We start from the raw sequence: 20,135 nt of genomic DNA on the forward strand, positions 1-20,135 counted from the left end.
CTTGCGAGGTCGACAACGATGGTCCACCCGCACGTCTACAAATGTCTACAGTTGGAGACGCAATGAAGTTCCGCGCCACCCCGTCGCTGATCAAGGGCTCGATCGCCCCGGTCGTCACCCCGTTCACCGCCGATGGCGCGGTGGACACCGAGGGCCTGCGCAGGCTCGTGCGCTGGCAGCTCGAGTCCGGCTCGCACGGCATCTCCATCGGCGGCTCCACCGGCGAGCCCAGCGCGCAGAGCGTCGCCGAGCGGATCGCGGCCATGAAGGCCGTCGCCGAGGAGATCGACGACCGCGTGCCGTTCCTGCCCGGCACCGGCTCCACCAAGCTCGAGGAGACGCTGGAGATCACCGAGGCCGCGCACAAGCTCGGCGCCGACCTCGCGCTGGTCATCACCCCGTACTACAGCCGCCCCACCCAGGAAGGTCTCATCGCCTGGTACGGCACCGTGGCGCGGGAGTTCCCCGACCAGCCGATCGTGATCTACAACGTGCCGTCGCGGACCGCTGTGGACATCGCGCCGGACACCGTGGCCACCCTGCGCCGCGCCCACGACAACATCGTGGGCATCAAGGAGACCACAAAGGACTTCGAGCACTTCTCGCACGTGCTGCACAAGTGCGGCCGCGACTTCCTGATGTGGTCGGGCATCGAGCTGCTGTGCCTGCCGCTGCTGGCCATCGGCGGCATCGGCTTCGTCAGCGCGCTGGCCAACATCGCCCCGGCCGCGGTGGCCAGGATGTACGAGCTCTACGTCGCCGGTGACCACGACGGCGCCATCGACCTGCACTACCAGTTGGCGCCGCTGGTGGAGCTGCTGTTCGTGGAGACGAACCCGGCGCCCGCCAAGCACGTCCTCAAGGACCTGGGCCTCATCGAGAGCGGTTTCGTCCGCGCCCCGCTGATCGAGCCGACCCCGAAGGGCCTCGAGCGCATCAACGCACTGCGCGCCCAGGCAGAGCACCTGCTGGTCCGCCCCTCCCTCTAAGCGCCCCGAGCCGACCCCACCTAGGAGCTACCCCATGGCCGAGCAGGCTGTTCCCCGCCCCGTCGACCTGCCAAGCGACCTGCGGCACTTCATCGACGGCAAGCCCGCGTCCAGTGTGGATGGTGCGACCTTCCCGGTCGCCGACCCGGTGACCAACGAGGTCTACGGCCGCGTCGCCGCCGGTGACGCCGCCGACATCGACCTCGCCGTCGCCGCGGCCAAGCGCGCGTTCACCGACGGCCCCTGGCCGCGGCTGACCGCCCGCGAGCGCGCCAAGATCCTCAACAAGATCGCCGACGGCATCGAGGTCCGCGCCGAGCGCCTCGCCGAGCTGGAGACCTTCGACACCGGCCTGCCGATCACCCAGGCCCGCGGCCAGGCGCACCGCGCCGCCGAGAACTTCCGCTACTTCGCCGATGTCATCGTCGCCCTGCACGAAGAGGCGTACATCGTCGGCGACAAGCAGGTCAACTACGCGATCCGCCAGCCAGCGGGCGTCGCCGGTCTGATCACGCCGTGGAACACCCCGTTCATGCTGGAGACCTGGAAGCTGGCGCCCAGCCTCGCCTCCGGCTGCACCGTGATCCTCAAGCCCGCCGAGTGGTCGCCGCTGTCGGCGAGCCTCCTGCCGGAGATCATGGCCGAGGCTGGCGTGCCCGACGGCGTGTTCAACCTGGTGCACGGCATCGGTGAGCAGGCGGGTGCGGCGCTGGTCGCCCACCCCGACGTCCCGCGCATCTCCTTCACCGGCGAGAGCGGCACCGGGCAGATCATCATGCGCACCTCGGCGGAGAACCTCAAGGAGGTGTCGATGGAGCTCGGCGGCAAGTCCCCGTGCGTGGTCTTCGCCGACGCCGACTTCGACCGGGCCGTCGACGCCGCGGTGTTCGGCGTGTTCTCCCTCAACGGCGAGCGCTGCACCGCCAGCTCCCGGGTCCTGGTCCAGCGCGAGATCTACGACCGGTTCGTCGAGGCGCTGGCCGCCCGCGCCGCCGCGGTCAAGGTCGGCATGCCCGCCGACGCCGACACCGAGGTCGGCGCGCTCATCCACCCCGAGCACTACGCGCGGGTGCTGGAGTACGTCGAGATCGGCAAGCGCGAGGCCCGCCTGGTCGCCGGTGGCGACCGCCCGGCGCACCTGACCTCGGGCAACTTCCTGCAGCCGACCGTGTTCGCCGACGTGCGCCCCGACGCCAGGATCTTCCAGGAGGAGATCTTCGGCCCGGTCGTCGGCGTGACCCCGTTCGACACCGAGGAAGAGGCCATCGAGCTGGCCAACGCCACCAAGTACGGCCTCGCCGGGTATGTCTGGACCAAGGACCTGCAGCGCGGCCACCGGGTCGCGCGCGCGGTGCAGTCAGGCATGGTCTGGATCAACTCGCACAACGTGCGCGACCTGCGGACCCCGTTCGGCGGCATCAAGGCCAGCGGCGTCGGCCAGGAGGGCGGTGTGCACAGCATCGACTTCTACAGCGACGTGCGCGCCATCCACGTGGCCGTGGGTGACCTGCACACCCCCCAGTTCGGCAAGCAGGGCTAGTCCAGCGATCTCGCGGCCCGGTCCCACGGGCTGGGCCGCGAGGTTGGCCGGGGGCGAACATTCGTTGTCCGGCGGCGCACTAGTGGTCTTGGTGGTGGCGGAAACCACTCCGGCGGGAATTAGCGTGCCCGCCATGGGCAGCATGGGCGGGAAGGTGGCACTGGTCACCGGGGCCGGTTCCGGGGTGGGCGCCGCGATCGCGCGGCTGCTCGACGCCGAGGGCGCCACGGTGGCCGTGCTCGACGGTGACTCCACCGCGGCCGAGCTGGCCTCGCGGGTGCTGCGCCGGGGCATGGTGGTCCGCGCGGACGTCGCGGACCCGGTCCAGGTCGACGGCGCGGTGCGGGCGGTGCTCGAGCACTTCGGCAGGCTGGACGTGCTGGTGAACAACGCGGTCGGCCGGGAGTGCGGCCCGGTCGGCCCAGGCTCCACAATGGACATAACGGACGAGCAGTGGCACGCCGCGCTCGCCGCGGGCCTCGACGGCGCCTTCTACGCCACCAGGGCCGCGGTGCGGGCGATGAAGGGCCAGGGCAGCGGGGCCATCGTCACCGTCGCCGCGCGGTGCGGGCACCTGGCGCACCACAGCGCGGTCGACGGCGCGATGCGCGGCTTCACCGCCGCGGTCGCCAAGGACGTCGCCCCGCTGGGCATCCTGGTCGGCGGCGTCGCCCCGGACTGCGCGGACTTCCTGGTGCCCGACGACATCGCCGCCGCCGTGCTCGACCTGCTCGGGCCAGGCGGCGAGCGGCGCAGTGGACAGACGATCACGACGAGAGGGACGAGCGGATGAGGTTCGCGGACACGGTGGTCCTGATCACCGGTGCTGGTACGGGGATCGGCGCGGCCACGGCCCGCCGGGTGGTCGCCGAGGGCGGCAAGGTCGTGCTGACCGGGCGGCGCGAGGCCCCGCTGCGCGAGGTGGCCGACCCGCTCGGCGACGCGGCGCTGGTCCTGCCAGCCAACGCCGCCGACAGCGCGGCCATGCAGGGCGTCGTCGCGGCCACCCTGGAGCGGTTCGGGCGGCTGGACGTGGTGGTGGCCAACGCGGGCGGGCACGGGCTCGGCTCGGCGCTCGACACCGACGACGCCAGCTGGGCGCAGGCCATCGAGGTCAACCTGACCACGGCGTTCGTCACCATCCGCGAGGCGCTGCCCGCGCTGTCGGTGCGCGGCGGCTCCATCGTGCTGGTGTCGTCGCTGGCTGGGCTGTTCGCCGGTCCCGCGGTCGCCGGGTACGTCACCACCAAGCACGCGCTGATCGGCCTGACCCGCTCCATCGCCCGCGACTACGGCAAGCACGGCGTGCGCGCCAACGCGGTGTGCCCCGGCTGGGTGCGCACGCCGATGGCCGACCTGCAGATGGACGAACTCGCCGCGATCAAGGGAACCGACCGCGACGGCGCCTACGGCATCGCCACCGAGAACGTGCCGCTGGGTCGCCCGGCCACCTCGGAGGAGGTCGCCGCGGTGATCACCTTCCTCGGGTCGAGCGACGCCGCGATCGTCAGCGGTGCCGTGGTGACCGCGGACGCCGGGTCGAGCGCGGTGGACCTGCCGACGATCGCTTTCGACTAGGGCTGTGTTCGACTAGGGGTGTTTCGAGGGGTGGTCGCGGATAGCGGCCACCCCTCGATGCACCAGGACCCGCCGCGACCGGTCCGCTACGCTGGGCGCATGTCGACGTGGCGCGATCTGGTGCAGTACGTGTCCGAGGAGTACGAGGTCATCTCCAGCGAGGGTGACGAGGTCCGCATCCTGTTCAACTTCGAGGCGTTCAACGAGGACGACGAGCGCACCCAGGTCGTCATCATCGCCAGGGAGGTCCTCGACGCCAAGCACGAGTGGGTCCAGATCGCCTCCCCGGTCGGCCTCGCCGACAAGGTGGACCTCAAGGCCGTGCTCACCGAGATCGGCCACTCGTCCATCGCCTGCGGCGCCGCGATCATGGGCGAGCACGTCGTGCTGCGGCACTCCCTGCCGCTCAAGGACCTCGACATCCACGAGTTCACCGACCCGCTCGAACTGCTCGCGGGCACCGCGGACCAGATCGAGGAGATGTTCTTCGGCGGCGACAACTACTAGGTCCCGACTTCGGCGAGTACTCCACCCCATCGGCGTGTGCCGATGGGGTTTTTTGTGTTCGCAGGTACCGGACTGGGGTCCGGTGGTGCGAATGTCCGGTCTGCGAATCCTTGTCATGGGCTCGCGGGCTATTGTGGATGAGTGGGCGCGGCATCCTGCCACACGCCGATGTGGGTCGCATTTCGGAAGCGGCGGGAGAAGACGCAGTTATCGCCCGTGCTTATCATTCGCGGGCTTCGGTGCCACAACTGGATCATATCGCTGCGACGTTCGGACCAGCTCGGAACTCCGGCGGGCCCTCGCATTGGGGCGCCCTGTGGACGCTATGTGGAAGTGTTATGGATAGCGTCGCTCGCGCTTCAAGAGTTTAGAAGCCGCACATTCCCAGAATGGGAAGCTGTGTGAATGCTGCTCCTTTCGGGTAGCGCTATGTGAATTCCTGCACCCGGTAGGCGCTACATGTGGTTGCTTAGCAACAGCTACGTTTTGGGTGTCGCCCACATCTGCGACAACTGTGAATTGGTGTGAATGCCGGTCGGTGGTCGGCGGAATCCGCACGGCCACCGCGAGGTGAAAGGAATTCGATTATGAGCGCACCGGAGTCCGTCGCCGTCGTCGACGACGCCGGGGTCCTGGTCGGGACTGGCGTCGCGCACGGGGCGCGGTGGCGCAACGGGGAGCGGTTACAGGACCTGCTCCGGCGATCCGACCGGGCCGCTGTCGACAGTGGCGAGGTGGCGCTGACCTACGCCGAACTCGACGACCGGGCCAACCAGTTGGCCAGGTACCTGCTCAGCCGCGGCGTCGGCGCGGGGGACCGGGTCGGCCTGCTGTTCGACCAGGCGTGGCGCGGCTACGTCGCGATGCTGGCGGTGCTCAAGGTGCACGCCGCCTACGTCCCGCTCGATCCCGGGTTCCCCGCCGACCGGATCGGCTACATCCTCGGCGACGCCGACGTCGCGCTGGTGCTCACCCAGCAGCACCTGGTGCCCCTGCTCGGCTCGGGCGAGGCGGCCGTGCTCGGTGTGGACACCGCCGCCGACGCGGTAGCCGCCCTCGACACCGCCCCGCTCACCGACGACGAGCGCGGCGGCCCCGTCGACGACCTCTGCTACATCATCTACACCTCGGGCTCCACCGGCCGACCCAAGGGCGTCGCGGTCGAGCACGCCAGCATCTGCAACTTCGTCCGGGTCGCGGGCGAGGTGTACGGGCTGCGCCCCGACGACCGGGTCTACCAGGGCATGACCATCGCCTTCGACTTCTCCGTCGAGGAGATCTGGGTGCCGTGGGTGGTCGGCGCGACGCTGGTACCCCGTCCCGGCGGCGCCGCGCTGGTCGGCCACGACCTCGCCGAGTTCCTCGCCGAGCGCGCCGTCACCGCGCTGTGCTGCGTGCCGACCCTGCTGGCCACCCTGGACGACGACCTGCCCGACCTGCGCTTCCTGCTGGTCTCCGGCGAGGCGTGCCCGCGCGACCTCATCGCCCGCTGGCACCGCCGCGGCCGCCGCTTCCTCAACGTCTACGGGCCCACCGAGGCCACCGTCACCGCCACCTGGACCACGGTCGACCCGGACCGCCCGGTCACCATCGGCGTGCCGCTGCCCACCTACTCGGTGGTCATCCTCGACCCGGACCGCACGACCGCCCTCCCGCGCGGGGCCACCGGCGAGATCGGCATCGCGGGCATCGGCCTGGCGCGCGGCTACCTCAACCGCGACGACCTCACCGGCAAGGTGTTCATCGAGGACTTCCTCGGCATCGACAACAACCCGTCCGGCCGCATCTACCGCACCGGCGACCTGGGCCGGGTCGACGCCGACGGCCACATCGAGTACCTGGGCCGCATCGACACCCAGGTCAAGGTGCGCGGCTACCGGGTCGAGCTGACCGAGATCGAGTCCGTGCTGCTCAACGCCCCAGGTGTCGTCGCGGCCGTTGTGGACACCCACCAGCCCGCCGAGGGCGCTGTCGAACTGGCCGGCTACTACACCTCCCGCGGCGAGTTAGACCAAGACGACCTGCGCGCCCACCTACGCGAACACCTGCCCTCTTACATGGTCCCGGCCTACCTGCAACGGCTCGACGCGATCCCGATGACCCCGAGCAACAAGGCAGACCGCAAGAGCCTGCCCGCGCCCAGTGGCCCCCGCCGTGTCAGCACCAAGGACCACGTCGCCCCGGAGACGCCGCTAGAGATCGCGTTGGCCGAAGAGTTGGCGGCAGTGCTGGGCGTCGAGCAGGTCTCGGCGCGCGGCCACTTCTTCACCGACCTCGCCGTCGACTCCCTGCTGATGTCCCGGTTCTGCGCCAAGGTCCGCCACCGCGCCGACATCCCGACCGTGACGATGCAACAGGTCTACCAACACCCCACCATCCACGATCTCGCGGCAGTCCTACCCGCCACCGTTCCCGTAGAGGCCGCGGTCACCGTCGCGGACACACCTGACCCGATCAAGGGTTGGCGCTACCTGCTCTGCGGCGCCGCGCAACTGGCCTTCCTGCTCGGTTATGTCTACTTCGCTGCCCTAGTCCTGGATGTCGGCGTCAGCTGGGTCCTCGCGGGCGCCGACCTGCTCGACATGTACGTGCGCGCCGCGACCTTCAGCGGCACCGGCTTCCTGATCGCCTGCACCGTCCCGATCGCGCTCAAGTGGCTGCTGGTCGGCCGCTGGAGGGCGCGGTCGTTCCGGATCTGGGGCCTGGCGTACTTCCGGTTCTGGGTCGTGCGGTCGCTGATCAGGTTCAACCCGATCAGGTTGTTCACCGGGTCCCCGCTGCTGGCGCTGTACCTGCGGGCGATGGGCGCGCGGGTCGGCGCGGGCGCGATCATCCTGACCAGGAACATCCCGGTGTGCACCGACCTGCTGACCATCGGCGCGGGCGCGGTCGTGCGCAAGGACACCTGGCTGGTCGGCTACCGGGCCGAGGCTGGGATGATCACCACGGGGCGGGTCACCATCGGCGCGGGCGCCTACATCGGCGAGGCGGGAGTGCTCGACATCGACACCACGCTCGGCGACGGCGCCCAGCTGGCGCACGCGTCCTGCCTGCCCGCGGGCGCGTCGGTCCCGGCGGGGGAGCGGTGGCACGGGTCACCGGCTCGACCGACCACAGTGGACTTCCGGTCGGACATCAGCGCGAACGTCACCCGGTGGCGGCGGTTCGGCTACAGCTTCCTGCAACTGTTCACCACGATCGTGTGGTCCTTGCCCGTGGTGATGCTCGTCGGCGACCTGCTCGCCGAGGCGTTCGCGGGGCTCATCCCGGCGAACCCCGCCAGCGTCGCCTTCTACGCCACGCAGTTGGCCGCCGCCGCCACGTTCTACCTAGGAGCCATCGTCCTGGGTCTGCTCGTGGTGACGACCTTGCCGCGCCTGCTCAGCCGACCTCTTGTCCCGGGCAAGGTGTATCCGCTCTACGGGTTCAAGTACACGTTGCAGCGCACGATCACCCGGCTCACCAACTCGCGCACGAACCTCTACCTGTTCGGCGACAGCTCTTACATCGTCCACTACCTGAGGCTGCTGGGGTACGACCTCGGCCGCGTCGAGCAGACCGGCTCCAACTTCGGCGTGGAGCTCAAGCACGACTCACCGCTGCTCAGCGGCGTCGGCTCCGGCACGATGGTCTCCGACGGCCTGTCCGTGGTCAACGCCGACTACTCCGGGACCGCGTTCCGGGTGCGCCGCGCCGACATCGGCCCGCGCAACTTCCTCGGCAACAACATCGTCTACCCGCCCGACGCCCGCACCGGCGAGAACGTCCTGCTGGCCACCAAGGTCATGGTCCCGGTCGACGGCCCCCTGCGCGGTGACACCGGCCTGCTCGGCTCGCCCGCCTTCGAGATCCCGCGCACAGTGCGGCGTGACACCTCGTTCGACCACCTCAAGTCCGGCGACACCCTCCGGCGCCGCCTCGCGGCCAAGAACCGGCACAACCTGGCCACCATCGGGCTGTTCCTGCTGGTCCGCTGCGTCGACCTGTGGGCGGTGGTGGTGCTCAACGTGATCGCCGCCGGCCTCCACCCCCGGCTCGGCACCCTCGCCACCGCGCTCGGCATGCTCGCGACCTACCTGTTCGTGGTGCTCTTCGGTGTGCTCGTCGAACGCGCCGCGCTCGGCTTCCGCCGCCTGAGGCCCCGGTTCTGCTCGATCTACGACCCGGCGTTCTGGCGCCACGAGCGGTTCTGGAAGCTCAGCGCGGGCCGCTACCTCGCCCTGTTCAACGGGACACCGGTGAAGGTGCTGCTGTGGCGGCTGCTCGGCGTCCGGATGGGGCGACGCGTGTTCGACGACGGCTGCGCGGTCCCCGAGAAGACCCTGGTGACCATCGGCGCGGACTCCGTGCTCAACGCAGGCAGCGTCGTGCAGGGGCACTCGCTGGAGGACGCCACCTTCAAGTCCGACCACATCGTCCTCGGCGCCCGCACCACCGTCGGCGTCGCCGCGTTCGCCCACTACGGGGTGCGGGTGGCCGACCGCACCACCGTCGACGCCGACTCCTTCCTGATGAAGGGCAGCGAGACCGACACCGGGTCCCGCTGGCGCGGCAACCCGGCCACCGAACTGACCGGGCACGCGCCCACCGGACCCGACCCGGTCGTGCCGACCCGCCTCGACCTGACCACTGCTGACCCGGTCGTACCGACTGTTGCTGACCCGGTCGTACCGACCGGAACCCACCACGCCGCCAAGAACACGGGAGTGAGCCGATGACCGACCTGATCGCCGAGATGACCCAGCCGCGCGTCGACGGCGCCCTACCCGGACCGGGGTCGGCGGCCTACCTGGCCCGCCAGGCCCGCACCGAGTCCAACGCCCGCAGCTACCCGCGCGGCCTGCCGATCGCCATCGAACGCGGCCAGGGCAGCTTCGTGCGCGACGTCGACGGCAACGTGTTCATCGACTTCCTGGCCGGTGCCGGGGTGCTGTCGCTGGGGCACAACCACCCGGAACTGGTGCGCGCCATGGTCGAGCAACTCGGGTCGCTGACCCACGCGCTCGACTTCCCCACCCCGGCCAAGGACGCCTTCGTCGAGGCCCAGCTCTCGATGTTGCCGCCTGCCATGCGCTCCCGCACCAGGATCCACTTCTGCGGGCCGACCGGGGCCAACGCCGTCGACGCCGCCATCAAGCTGTGCAAGACCGCGACCGGCCGCGGCGACATCGTGTCGTTCCAGGGCGGCTTCCACGGCGCCAGCCACGCCGCGATGGCCGTCACCGGTCTCGTGTCGCAGAAGCAGCCCGTCGCCAACGGCATGCCCGGCGTGCACTTCCTGCCGTACTCCTCGTGCGCGCGCTGCCCGCTCGGGCTGCGGCCCGACACCTGCGAGACCAACTGCGCCACCTACTTCGAGAACGCCCTGCGCGACCCGAACGGCGGCCTGCCCAAGCCGGCCGCGGTGATCATGGAGCTGGTGCAGGGCGAGGGCGGTGTGGTGCCCGCGCGGCCGGAGTTCGTCCGCCGGGTCCGCGCGGTCACCGCCGAGCTGGACATCCCGCTCATCGTCGACGAGGTGCAGACCGGCTGCGGCCGCACCGGCACCTGGTTCGCCTTCGAGCAGTACGGCATCACCCCGGACGTGGTGGTCGCCTCCAAGGCGCTCAGCGGGGTCGGCTCGCCGGTCGCGGTGATCTTCTACGACGAGCGCCTCGACGTGTGGAGCCCCGGCGCGCACACCGGCACCTTCCGTGGCAACCAGCTCGCCTTCGCCGCGGGCACCGAGGCCGTGCGGATCGTGCGCCGCGACAACGTGCTGGGCAACGTCGTGGCCCGCGGCGAGCAGGTCGCCGACCGGCTCGCCGTGCTCACCGCGCACCCGCTGGTCCGCGAGGTGCGCGGCGTCGGCCTGATGTGGGGCATCGAGCTGGTGGATGCCCCGGACGGCACCCCGGCGTCCGCCCTGGCCGCGGCGGTGCGCACCGAGGTGCTCAACCACGGCCTGATCCTCGAACTCGGCGGCCGCGACGACACCGTGGTCCGGCTGCTGCCCCCGCTCAACGTCACCGCGGAGGTCCTCGACACCGCGTGCGACATCCTCATCGCGGCCATCGCCGGGCTGCCCCACCTGGAGCGGGGTTGAGATGGCACTCGTGGTCCAGAAGTACGGCGGCTCCTCGATAGGGTCGCCGGAGCGGATCCGGCGCGTCGCCGAACGGGTCGTGGCCACCCGCGCCGCCGGGCACGACGTGGTCGTCGTCGCCTCCGCCATGGGGGACACGACCGACGAGCTGCTCGACATGGCGAACCGGGTGTCGCGCGCGCCCGGCCCGGCTCGCGAGCTGGACATGCTGCTCACGGCGGGTGAGCGGATCTCCAACGCCCTGCTGGCCATCGCGCTGACCGACCTCGGGCACCCGGCGTGCTCGTTGTCCGGGCCGCAGGCGGGGGTGTTCACGACGCCGGAACACGGCCACGCCCGCATCGTCGACGTGCTGCCGACCCGGGTCCGCCAGGAGTTGGACCGCGGCCAGGTCGTGCTGGTCGCAGGCTTCCAGGGCCTGTGCAAGGACACAGACGACGTAACCACCCTCGGCCGCGGCGGCTCCGACACCACCGCGGTAGCCCTAGCAGGCGCCCTCCACGCCGACGTCTGCGAGATCTACACCGACGTAGACGGCGTCTGCACCGCCGACCCCCGAGTAGTCCCCACGGCCCGGTTGCTGGACCGCGTCTCCTACGCCCAGATGCTCGAACTAGCCGCCCACGGCGCAAAAGTCCTCATGCCCCGCTCAGTCGAATACGCCCGCCGCCACGACGTGCCAATCCACGTCCGCTCCTCCTTCACCGACCGGCCTGGCACCCTCGTCACCACCCAGGAGCCCGAAATGGAGAAACCCACCGTCACCGCGATAGCCCACGACCGGTCTGTGGCCCTGGTATCGGTCACTGGCGTCCCTGACGAGGACCCGGCTCGTTCCGCGCGGGTGTTCCGCGTGTTGGCCGACGCGGGGGTGGAGGTGGACATGCCGATGCACAAGTCTTCGCGGGGGCGGGTGGATCTGTCTTTCGCGGTTGCGCGGGGGGCGGCGTCTACGGCTGTTGGCGCATTGCATGCTGCTGCTGGGGAGATCGGGTTCGCTGCTGTTACGAGTGACCACCATGTTGGGACTGTGTCGGTGGTGGGAGCGGGGGTGTGCGCTGACGTGACGGCGACGGTGTGTGAGACGTTCGCGGCTTTGCCTGCGCGGATTCGGTTGTTGACTACGTCGGAGTTGAGGATTTCTGTGTTGTGTGGGGAGGGGGAGTTGGATCGGGCTGTGCGGGCGTTGCACGAGGTGTTCGAGTTGTCGGCTGGGCGGGTGGGGGAGGTGGCGACTGTGTATGCGGGGACAGGGAGGGGGTGGTGAGGTGGTGCGGTGAGCGGGTTGTCCACAGGGGTGCTGCTCGCTCTGCCTGTGTTGTCGGTGCTCGCCGGTAAGCTGTATATCGGGGGCTGCTTTGGGCGGTTTGATCTTGGGCTGAGGGTGTTCCGGCTCTCGGTCTCGCCTGCGGCGTCGACGGTGGACGCCTCGCCTTCGGCATTGGCCGGGGCGCGAGAAGGCGAAGAGCTCGATGGGGCGAACTTGTTTTGCGCGGGGCCCCTACGATACCCGGGCAGAACCACAAAGCAGGGGCCGAAAAGCAGGCCCTGCCACGGTGAGCGACGCTACGGGCATCGTCCCCCCACACAAAACAAGTCCGCCCCATCGAGCTGGCTTGGCACCAGCGGATCCGAGGAGCGGTGGTCGGCCAACGTTGTAGAGGGGCACGTTGGGCCAACGATCGTGAAGGCCGGGTGGGGGCCGACGTCGTAGAGGGGCGCGGTGGGGCCAACGTCGCACAGTCTCGACCAGTTGGGCCGGGGACTCTGAGGAGCGCGTGGTTGGCCAATCTCGTAGAGGGGGTGTTGGGGCCAACGCCTGTGAGAGACGCGTCGAGGACCATCGCCTGCGAGGGGTGCGTGTGGGCCAACGGTCGTGAGGGTCGGGTGGGGAGAGCCGTTGGTGGAGGGGTGTGGGCGTCCTAGCAGGGGTTTGGGGGGATGGGGGTGTGATCCACTCAATGGTGTGGTGCGGGGGGTGGGGGTGTAACGCCGTGCGGGTGGGGGGCGAACAGGTGAGTGCGGCCCCGGCCAAGTCTTCTGACAGCCCCCCGATCAGCTGGGCGGGGCCGCGCTCCCGTTCTTCGCGGTAGCGTCGGTGGGGTGATCACCGTCGTGGGGTTGCGGAGTTTTCCGGTCAAGGGGTGCGCCGGAATCGTGCACAGCGCGGTCGATGTGGGGTTGATGGGGCTTGCCCACGATCGGGAGTTCCTGGTGGTGGGGCCCGGTGGGGTCGGGCGGACGCAGCGGCGGGATCCTCGGTTGGCGGTGGTGCGGCCCGAGGTCGTCGGCGGCAAGTTGACTCTGTCGGCGGCCGGGTTCGGTGAGGTCGGGGTGGTGGTCGACACCGAGGGGCCCCGGGTGGGGGTCACCATGTTCGGCGACCCGTACCGCGCGATCGACCAGGGTGACGAGGTCGCCGGGTGGATCTCCGAGGTGCTGGGGGCGCCGAGCAGGCTGGTGCGGGTGCCGCCGGAGCACCACCGGGTCATCGAGGGGCCGACGTCGGGGGTGTCCGGGTTCGCCGACAGCGCGGCCGTGCACCTGCTCTCGGTCGCGTCGTACCGGCGGTTGTGCGAGCGGATCGGCGGGGACGCGGTGCCGATCGACCGGTTCCGGTCCAACATCGTCGTCGACGGGCTCCCCGCGCACGCCGAGGACGACCTGCGGCACTGCGCCATCGGACCGGTGCGGCTGGGCTTCACCAGGCTCGCCGTGCGCTGCACGGTGGTGCAGGTCGACCAGGTCGAGGGCACCCGCGCCGGACCGGAACCGCTGCGCACCCTCGCCAAGTACCGGCGTGCCGACAGCGGTGGCGTCACCTTCGGCACGAAGCTGTCGGTGGTCGTAGGCGGCCGCATCGCGATCGGGGACGAACTCGTCGAAAAGTCGGTGTAACTCTCAGACCCTCCCGAGCATCTAGTCGGTAAGAGCACCTGAGGGAGGCAACATGGACGGGTACCTGTACATCGCCGACGGCAACGGTGACGGCGTCGCGGACACCACCATGCTCGACACCGACGGCGACCAGGTCGCCGACATCGTGACGTCCGATGTGGACGGTGACGGGCTGGTCGACGTCGAGGTCTACGACCTGGACTCCGACGGCTACGCCGATGTCGTGATCGACAACAGCACCACCGAGCCGGTGGGGGTCGAGGTGGACGAGGTGGAGCCCATCTACCCGGAGCCCGCCCCCACCCCCGACCTGTACGACATCCCCAGCGGCACCCAGGCCGTGATCGACATGACCAGCAGCGGCCTGGCCGACGCGCACACCATCTACCAGGACGCCGTCGACCCCGGCTCGGTCTCCGCCGACGAGGTCGACGCCGCCACCGAGCGCGCCGACAACGCCGCCGCCCACTCGCGGTCGCTGGAGGGCGAGATCCACCAGAACGAGGTCCGCAACGAGATCAACCTCGGCAACGCCCAGCGCGAGGCCCTCGTGCACGCCCAGGAGACCGCCACCGACGTCTCCATCGAGACCGACCGGGTGCTGTCCCGGGCCGAGGCGGCGCTCGAGGGGTGAAGAATCAGCCCGTGACCCGCGTCCTCGTCTGCCTGATCGCCTCGCTGTTGCTGCTGGCGCCGCCCGCGCACGCCCAGACCACCGCCGTGCCGGTTCCTGCCGAGGGTGGCGCGCGGGTGACCACGGGGACCTCGTCGGCCCAGCCGGTCGTACCGGGGAGTTCGGTGGCCGAGGACGGTGTCCAGCCGAGCATGACTCCCCAGCCGGGTGCGCCGCAGGTCGAGCCTGCCGCGTGGTGGTCCGGGTGGGTGCTGCCCGCGTTGATCGGGTTGCTCGTCGTGGTGGCCGCGCTGGTGCTGGCGCTGTCGCGGCGGCGGTCACGGGTGCCGGTGGCGGAGTTCGGGTCGGCGGCGCCCGTGCCGGTGGTGGTCGACGACGGCGCGGGGCTGGCCCCGGTGCTCCGCCTGGTCGGGGACAACGCGCCGGGTGACGCGATCCGCCAGCAGGTGACGCGGCTGCTGGCGGGTGCGCCGGACCGCGCGGCCCTGGTCGACTGCGCGATCCGCCTCCGCGACCAACTCGGCGACCGCGCCCCCGACCTCGCGCACCGGCTCCTCTCGGCCCTCAACGCCACCGGCATCACCGAGATCACCGCCGACGGCGCCCTGTTCGACCCCCACCACCACACCGCCGCGGGCACGGTCGAGGCCCCCCGCCCCGACTTCCGCGACCGGGTGGCCGAGACCCGCAAACCCGGCTACCTCGACCACGGCACCGTCCTGCGCCTCCCCGAGGTCATCCTCTACCGCTGAACCCTCCCGCCACCGGGCTTGCACCGCCCGCCACCTCCCGACCCGCCACCGTCCACCCCCGACCAGGAGTCCGCTACCGCTGAGGAGCCCCCATGCCCGGCACCGGCCGACTTGTCCACAACCCCCGAAACCATCCACAGGCCAGGCGCGAACCCCTTGACAGGCCCCGAAAACCGGTACGCTGGAAGTGGGTGGCCCCCCGGGTGGGTGGGGTCTGCCGCCCGGCCGGTCGGCTGCGCGACGAGGGATTTCCTGGTGGGGGACCGCGTGGCGACGGCCAACGTGCCGGGAGCTCGGGCTGCGCAGAGCCTCGCGTCAGGAAGTCGTACGGCAGCGGGCCTTGCGCCGAGAAGGCGGGCGGTGGAGGGCCTCGCTTCGAGAGTTTGCGCGGGGTTGGGCTCTGCGCTGGGAGTTCGCACGGCGGACAGCCTCGCCTCGGGAGTTTGCGCGGTGGAGGGCTTCGCGCCAGGAAGTCGTGCGGGGGAAGGTTTTGTGCCACCAGGCGGCGCCGCCACGTGCGTGCCTTGACCTCCCAGCCGGGAAGTGCCGCCGAGGCCGCCGGCGGTGCGGGGCTGTTGGCGGCGGGGCCGAGCGCCTGCCAGCGCGCCGAGGGAGTGCGGCGGCGCGACCCTGGAGGAGTTCACAGAGCCGGGCGGGCGAGGGCGGGCGGGTTGTCAGACGAAGGCTTGCGCGTCGCGGGCTCGCGTGGCGGGCTAGGAGCCGAGGCGGTCGCGGAGGGAGTGGCGGGCTCGGTGGATCCAGACCCGGATGGAGTTGGTGGGGGCGGACATGACGGTGGCCACCTGGGCGTAGGTGAGGCCGCTCGCCCACAGCAGGACGGCCTCGCGGTGGTTGGCGGGCAGGGCGGCCAGGGCGGCGCGGACGTCGAGGGTGTCGCCGATCGCGTCGGTGAAGGGGCCGGTGGATGGTTCCGCGACGCCGTCCAGGTCGACCTCGCCGCGGCGTTTGCGGGTGCGCAGGACGCCGAGGGCGGCGTTGCGGGCGATGGCGTACACCCACACCGCGAACGAGCACGTCCCGGTGAACCGCCCCAGTCCGCGCCACGCGGCGATCTGGGTCTCCTGCAGCGCGTCAGCGGCGTCGGCGTGGCTGCCGGTCAGCCGCACGCACAGCGCGTACGCCTGCCGTTGCGCCCCGGCCCACAGCGTGCGGAACGCGGCCTGGTCGCCCGCCGCGGCCGCCTGGACCAGGTCGGCCTCCAGGTCGGGGAATGGCCCAGCGGTCACCGCGCTCCGTCCCGGTCACGAGGGTGTGGTCACCCCTGTGATTCGTCGCCGCCCCGCGCGGTGTTATCCCCTGGAGGCAGGTCGTGACCGAGGAGTTCGACCAGGACGCGCTGCGTGAGTTGCTGCTCGACAGCGTCGCCCCACCCGACCCCGCGCTGAGCGAGGCGATGTTCGACGTCACCTTCACCGAGATCACCGCGCCCGGGCCCGACCTGCTGCCGGACTTCGACGACGCCCACCCCGACCCGACCCCCGACCTGCTCGGCCACGACCTCGGAGCACACGACCTCGGCCTGCACGACCCACACGACCCAGCAGCGCACGACCCGGGAGCACACGACCCAGGTAGCGATGTGGACCCCGACACCGATGGGGAGGGTGCTGCCGACGACGGCTTTCCTGGAGTGGACTGGTGACACGACCCGAGCGCGGTGCCGCGGCGGTGCTGCGCGCGCTCTGCCGCGACGGGGCGTCCCGCGCGACCGACCCGGACCTGCGCGCCGAGCTCACCGCGGCCGCCGACCGGCTCGACCGGCCGCTGCAGCTCGCCATCGCCGGAGCGGTGTCCGCGGGCAAGTCCACCCTGATCAACGCCATCCTCGGCCGGTCGGTGGCGGCGGTGGACGCGGGGGAGTGCACCCGGATCGTGACCTGGTACGAGTACGGGCCCGACCCGCACGTGCTCGTCCAGTACACCAACGGCGACACCCGGCGCGTCCCGCTGGGCGCGACCGACCTGACCGCCGCCGACATCGCGCGCCTGCGGGTGCGCCTGCCCGACCCGTGGCTGCGGACCGTCACGGTGATCGACACGCCCGGCCTGAACACGGTCAGCTCGGAGGACGCGACCCGCGCGCTGCTGTTCGGTGACGCCGCCGCCGAGCACGCGCAGGCCCTGATCTACGTGCTCCGCTACGTGCAGCGCTTCGACGCCGACACCCTCGCCGAGTTCCGCGGGCTCTCGGTGGCCTGCGGGCTGACCGCGGTGAACACCGCCGCCGTGCTCAGCCAGGTCGACCGGCGCGCCGACGAGGCCGACCCGTGGCCGGTCGCCCGCAGGCTGACCGCGCGCGCCGCCGCCGAGCTCGGACCGACGGTGCTGGACGTCACCCCGGTGATCGGCCTGCTCGCCGAGACCGGCCGCGCCGCAACCCTGCGCCCCGCCGACCTGGAAACCTTGCGGGAGTTGGCTTCGCTGCCCGAGGCCGTGGTGGAAGACCTCCTGCTGGACCTGGCCGAGTTCACCGCCGATCCCGCTCATAAGTCCCTTGTGGACCGCTTGCACCGCTACGGGATCACGGTCGCCGTCGACCTGCTGCGGTGCGATCCCCGCGCGGGCCTCGACGAGGTGCACCGGGAACTGGTCGTGCGGTCGGGATTCGCCGAGCCGGGGTTGGTGGACGTCGTGCGCCGGTTCACCCGGCACGCGGACCTGCTCAAGGCGCACGCGGCGGTCGTGCGGTTGCGGTCGCTGGACACGCGGTTCGGCACCGGGCCGGACAAGAGTGTGGTGGCCCGCCTGGTGTCCACTGTGGAGGAAAACCGGCCGCTGGTCGACGAGCTGGCCGGGTTGCGTGCCCTGGCGGCCTGCGCCGCGCTCGCGACCAACGCGCTCGTGCTCGACCAGGACATGACCGACCGGCTGTTCCGGTTGGTGCGCGGCGAAACCCCGGCCGCTCGCCTCGGGCTGCCCCCGGCCGCGACTCCGGCGGAGATCGTGCTCGCTGCCCGCCAGGCGACGCGCCCCTGGCGTCAACTCGCGCAGATGGCCGGGCCCACCGTCGCCGGGCACCGCGCCCAGGACGTGCTCGCCACCCTGGAGGACATCGCGGACTCGGCGCTGGACCAGGACCGCGTGTTGATCGAACGCCTCCGCGACGAACCGCTGCTCGCCGCCCCTGTCCGACGCGCGGTCGGTGCGCTGCTCGACGGTGAAATGTCCGGTGTGGACAGCGGACAGGTGGCGATCCGGTTGCGCGCCATGCTGCACCGCCCGCTGCCGCCGCCGATCCGCCGCGCGGTCGAGGTCGCCTGCGCCGCGTTCGAGAACCTCGCCGGGAGTCGTCCGTGAGTCACGATGTCGTGCGTCAGGTGCTGCGGTTGGCCAACGACACCCACGGGTTGGCGGTGCGGTGCGAACGGGCCGATGTCGCCGGGGTGCTGGCCGCGCAGGCCGGTCGGTGGTCCGAGTCGACCGCGACGGTGGTGGTCGCCGGTGCGCAGAAGCGGGGCAAGAGCAGGCTGGTCAACGCGCTGGTCGGCGTGCCCGGGTTGCTGCCGGTCGACGCGGACATCGCCAGCGAGACGCACATCGCCCTGTCCTACGGGGACGAACTGGCGGCGTCGGTCCGCCGGGGCGACGAGGTCGAGGTCATCGACCCGGCGCGGCTTGTCGAGTACGCTTCAGTGCTGGGCGATCCAGCTCTGAGGCGCGGGGTGACCGGGGTGGAGGTGACAGTCGACCACCCTGTGCTGCAAGGCGTCCGGCTGGTCGACACGCCCGGGGTGGACAGTCTCACCGCCGGACATCGGCACGCCACGGTCGCCGCGCTCGGTGGGGCGGACGCACTGCTGTTCGCCGTGAGCGCGCAGGACCAACCGATCCTGCGGCACGAGTTGGACTTCCTCGCCGAGGCAGCAGCGCGCGTGCACACCATCGCGTTCGTGATGACCAAGGTGGAGGACTCGGTCGGGTGGCGGGAGCTGTTGACCGAGAACCGCGAGCGGCTCGCCCGCTCGGTGGAGGACCTCGATCCCCGGGTGGGCAAGCGTTTGCTCGCCGCGCCGTGGCTCCCGGTGAGTGCGAAGCTGGCTGAGGCCGCGCTCGCGTTGACGCAGGCGGGAGCGGATGAGCGCGCGGCGGTCCGGCGTGAGCGCAGCGGGTTCCCGGCGTTGGAGCGGTTGATCGGCCGGTGGGCGCTGCGCCGCGAGCTGATCCGGGCGGGTGGCGTGCTGACGGTGACGACCTCCGCCGCCCGCGACCTGGCCGAGACCGCCGGTGACGCCGCTGCCGTCGAGTCCGCCGACGAGGCCGGTGTCGCCGCCCGGCTGTCCGAAGTGGACGCCGAACTGGCCGACCTGGCCGAGCGCCGCCGGGCGCGTCGGGTGGCCGGGCTCGATCAGCACCTGGTGGCGCGGGAGGCTTCCCTCGGTGCGAAGGCGATCCTCGACGGGTACCGCCGCACGTACGAGGCCGAGATCGCGGACCTCGGCTCCGGGCGGGCGATCGAGGCGTACTTGTCCGCGTTGCCCGACAGCCTCGACCAGTCCCTGGCCGCCGCGTGGACCGAGATCACCGCCGCCGTCGAGGACGTCGCCACCGCCGCGTTCGACAGCTACCTCAGGGCCATGGGCGTCGACGCCCCGGTGGTCGACCTCGCCGTCCTGACCCGCCCGGACGCCCCGACCAGCCACGCGGCCAGGCCGGGCGCCGCCCGCTTCGACGTCCTCGCCGAGGGCCTGCCCACCGTCATGATGGCGGGCAGCGTCAGCTACCTCGCCACCATCCTCGGCGCCGCGGCCCTCTCCCCGCTCGCCCCGGTCGCCATCGGCTCCGCGCTGGCGGTCGGCTTCTTCACCCACAAGCGCCGCCTGGCCGCCACCACCCGCACCAAGGCCGCCCTCACCACCGCCATCCGCGACACCTTCACCGCCGCCACCACCGACATCACCCTCGCCGTCGACCGCGCCACCCTCACCTGGCGCACCACCACCGAACAGCACATCGACGAGGCACTCACCGCCCGCCACAAAGCCCTCGAATCCCGCAAACGCGACCTCACCACCCCGCCCCTCGGCGAGGGCACCCCCAACCTCGCCACCGCCACCTCCCTCCTCGACCGCGCCGCGACCCTCCACGACGCCCTCGAATCCGCCCTGCGCCAACCAGATTGACCACGGCGCCC

Annotated in this window: 15 protein-coding genes; 14 read left to right on the forward strand and 1 reads right to left on the reverse strand. The window is 71.3% G+C overall.

Features of this window, described 5'->3' with window-relative positions; all coding sequences use genetic code 11:
* Positions 1 to 62: 62 nt before the first annotated feature.
* The 11 genes from dapA (at position 63) to grpE (ending at position 14,983) form a co-directional block, all read left to right on the forward strand.
* Complete coding sequence (gene dapA, locus CLV68_RS32765) at positions 63 to 989, forward strand: 4-hydroxy-tetrahydrodipicolinate synthase (RefSeq protein ID WP_121394913.1); 927 nt, start codon at positions 63 to 65, stop codon at positions 987 to 989.
* A 34-nt stretch (positions 990 to 1,023) separates the two neighbouring features.
* Positions 1,024 to 2,529 (forward strand): 5-carboxymethyl-2-hydroxymuconate semialdehyde dehydrogenase, encoded by a 1,506-nt coding sequence (gene hpaE, locus CLV68_RS32770; protein ID WP_121394914.1) that lies wholly within the window; start codon positions 1,024 to 1,026, stop codon positions 2,527 to 2,529.
* Positions 2,530 to 2,662: 133 nt separating this feature from the next.
* Positions 2,663 to 3,322 carry an SDR family NAD(P)-dependent oxidoreductase gene (locus CLV68_RS32775; RefSeq protein WP_121394915.1) on the forward strand — a complete coding sequence of 220 codons (660 nt, stop codon included), beginning with the start codon at positions 2,663 to 2,665 and terminating at the stop codon, positions 3,320 to 3,322.
* A complete protein-coding gene (locus CLV68_RS32780) occupies positions 3,319 to 4,107 on the forward strand; it encodes an SDR family NAD(P)-dependent oxidoreductase (RefSeq protein WP_121394916.1) in 789 nt (262 codons plus the stop codon). The genes CLV68_RS32775 and CLV68_RS32780 overlap by 4 nt, the downstream gene beginning before the upstream one ends.
* Before the next feature lie 99 nt (positions 4,108 to 4,206).
* Entirely contained in the window at positions 4,207 to 4,614 is a 408-nt protein-coding gene (locus tag CLV68_RS32785) for a type III secretion system chaperone family protein (RefSeq protein ID WP_092784485.1), read from the forward strand.
* Positions 4,615 to 5,201: 587 nt separating this feature from the next.
* On the forward strand, positions 5,202 to 9,332 hold the full coding sequence (locus CLV68_RS32790) for a Pls/PosA family non-ribosomal peptide synthetase (protein WP_121394917.1): 4,131 nt from the start codon (positions 5,202 to 5,204) through the stop codon (positions 9,330 to 9,332).
* Complete coding sequence (locus tag CLV68_RS32795) at positions 9,329 to 10,699, forward strand: diaminobutyrate--2-oxoglutarate transaminase family protein (protein WP_121394918.1); 1,371 nt, start codon at positions 9,329 to 9,331, stop codon at positions 10,697 to 10,699. Before CLV68_RS32790 ends, CLV68_RS32795 begins: the two co-directional genes overlap by 4 nt.
* Position 10,700: 1 nt before the next feature.
* Positions 10,701 to 11,966, forward strand: a complete 1,266-nt coding sequence (locus CLV68_RS32800) for an aspartate kinase (RefSeq protein WP_121394919.1) — start codon at positions 10,701 to 10,703, stop codon at positions 11,964 to 11,966.
* Positions 11,967 to 12,802: 836 nt separating this feature from the next.
* Positions 12,803 to 13,597 carry an MOSC domain-containing protein gene (locus CLV68_RS32805; protein WP_121394920.1) on the forward strand — a complete coding sequence of 265 codons (795 nt, stop codon included), beginning with the start codon at positions 12,803 to 12,805 and terminating at the stop codon, positions 13,595 to 13,597.
* Between the two features lie 52 nt (positions 13,598 to 13,649).
* Entirely contained in the window at positions 13,650 to 14,231 is a 582-nt protein-coding gene (locus CLV68_RS32810; protein ID WP_121394921.1) for a hypothetical protein, read from the forward strand.
* 11 nt (positions 14,232 to 14,242) lie between these two features.
* Positions 14,243 to 14,983 (forward strand): nucleotide exchange factor GrpE, encoded by a 741-nt coding sequence (grpE, locus tag CLV68_RS32815; protein WP_121394922.1) that lies wholly within the window; start codon positions 14,243 to 14,245, stop codon positions 14,981 to 14,983.
* Positions 14,984 to 15,696: 713 nt separating this feature from the next.
* On the opposite strand, the gene CLV68_RS32820 is transcribed toward grpE, so the two are convergent.
* Complete coding sequence (locus CLV68_RS32820; RefSeq protein WP_121394923.1) at positions 15,697 to 16,230, reverse strand: RNA polymerase sigma factor; 534 nt, start codon at positions 16,228 to 16,230, stop codon at positions 15,697 to 15,699.
* An 83-nt stretch (positions 16,231 to 16,313) separates the two neighbouring features.
* Here CLV68_RS32820 and CLV68_RS32825 point away from each other — a divergent pair, with 83 nt between their 5' ends.
* Genes CLV68_RS32825 through CLV68_RS32835 form a run of 3 tightly spaced genes read left to right on the forward strand, consistent with a single transcriptional unit; the run spans position 16,314 to position 20,124 of the window.
* The gene (locus tag CLV68_RS32825; RefSeq protein ID WP_121394924.1) at positions 16,314 to 16,646 is read left to right on the forward strand and encodes a hypothetical protein; all 333 of its coding nucleotides are present in this window, start codon (positions 16,314 to 16,316) and stop codon (positions 16,644 to 16,646) included.
* Complete coding sequence (locus CLV68_RS32830; RefSeq protein WP_170224725.1) at positions 16,643 to 18,301, forward strand: dynamin family protein; 1,659 nt, start codon at positions 16,643 to 16,645, stop codon at positions 18,299 to 18,301. The genes CLV68_RS32825 and CLV68_RS32830 overlap by 4 nt, the downstream gene beginning before the upstream one ends.
* On the forward strand, positions 18,298 to 20,124 hold the full coding sequence (locus CLV68_RS32835; RefSeq protein ID WP_121394926.1) for a dynamin family protein: 1,827 nt from the start codon (positions 18,298 to 18,300) through the stop codon (positions 20,122 to 20,124). The genes CLV68_RS32830 and CLV68_RS32835 overlap by 4 nt, the downstream gene beginning before the upstream one ends.
* Positions 20,125 to 20,135 lie beyond the last annotated feature (11 nt).

This window comes from Actinokineospora cianjurensis (assembly GCF_003663795.1).
Classification (GTDB): domain Bacteria; phylum Actinomycetota; class Actinomycetes; order Mycobacteriales; family Pseudonocardiaceae; genus Actinokineospora; species Actinokineospora terrae.

Coding starts and splice junctions, on each gene's coding strand:
- hpaE (WP_121394914.1), top strand. CDS start 1,024: ATGGCCGAGCAGGCTGTTCCCCGCCCCGTCGACCTGCCAAGCGACCTG.
- CLV68_RS32775 (WP_121394915.1), top strand. CDS start 2,663: ATGGGCAGCATGGGCGGGAAGGTGGCACTGGTCACCGGGGCCGGTTCC.
- dapA (WP_121394913.1), top strand. CDS start 63: ATGAAGTTCCGCGCCACCCCGTCGCTGATCAAGGGCTCGATCGCCCCG.
- CLV68_RS32795 (WP_121394918.1), top strand. CDS start 9,329: ATGACCGACCTGATCGCCGAGATGACCCAGCCGCGCGTCGACGGCGCC.
- CLV68_RS32790 (WP_121394917.1), top strand. CDS start 5,202: ATGAGCGCACCGGAGTCCGTCGCCGTCGTCGACGACGCCGGGGTCCTG.
- CLV68_RS32785 (WP_092784485.1), top strand. CDS start 4,207: ATGTCGACGTGGCGCGATCTGGTGCAGTACGTGTCCGAGGAGTACGAG.
- CLV68_RS32810 (WP_121394921.1), top strand. CDS start 13,650: ATGGACGGGTACCTGTACATCGCCGACGGCAACGGTGACGGCGTCGCG.
- CLV68_RS32780 (WP_121394916.1), top strand. CDS start 3,319: ATGAGGTTCGCGGACACGGTGGTCCTGATCACCGGTGCTGGTACGGGG.
- CLV68_RS32800 (WP_121394919.1), top strand. CDS start 10,701: ATGGCACTCGTGGTCCAGAAGTACGGCGGCTCCTCGATAGGGTCGCCG.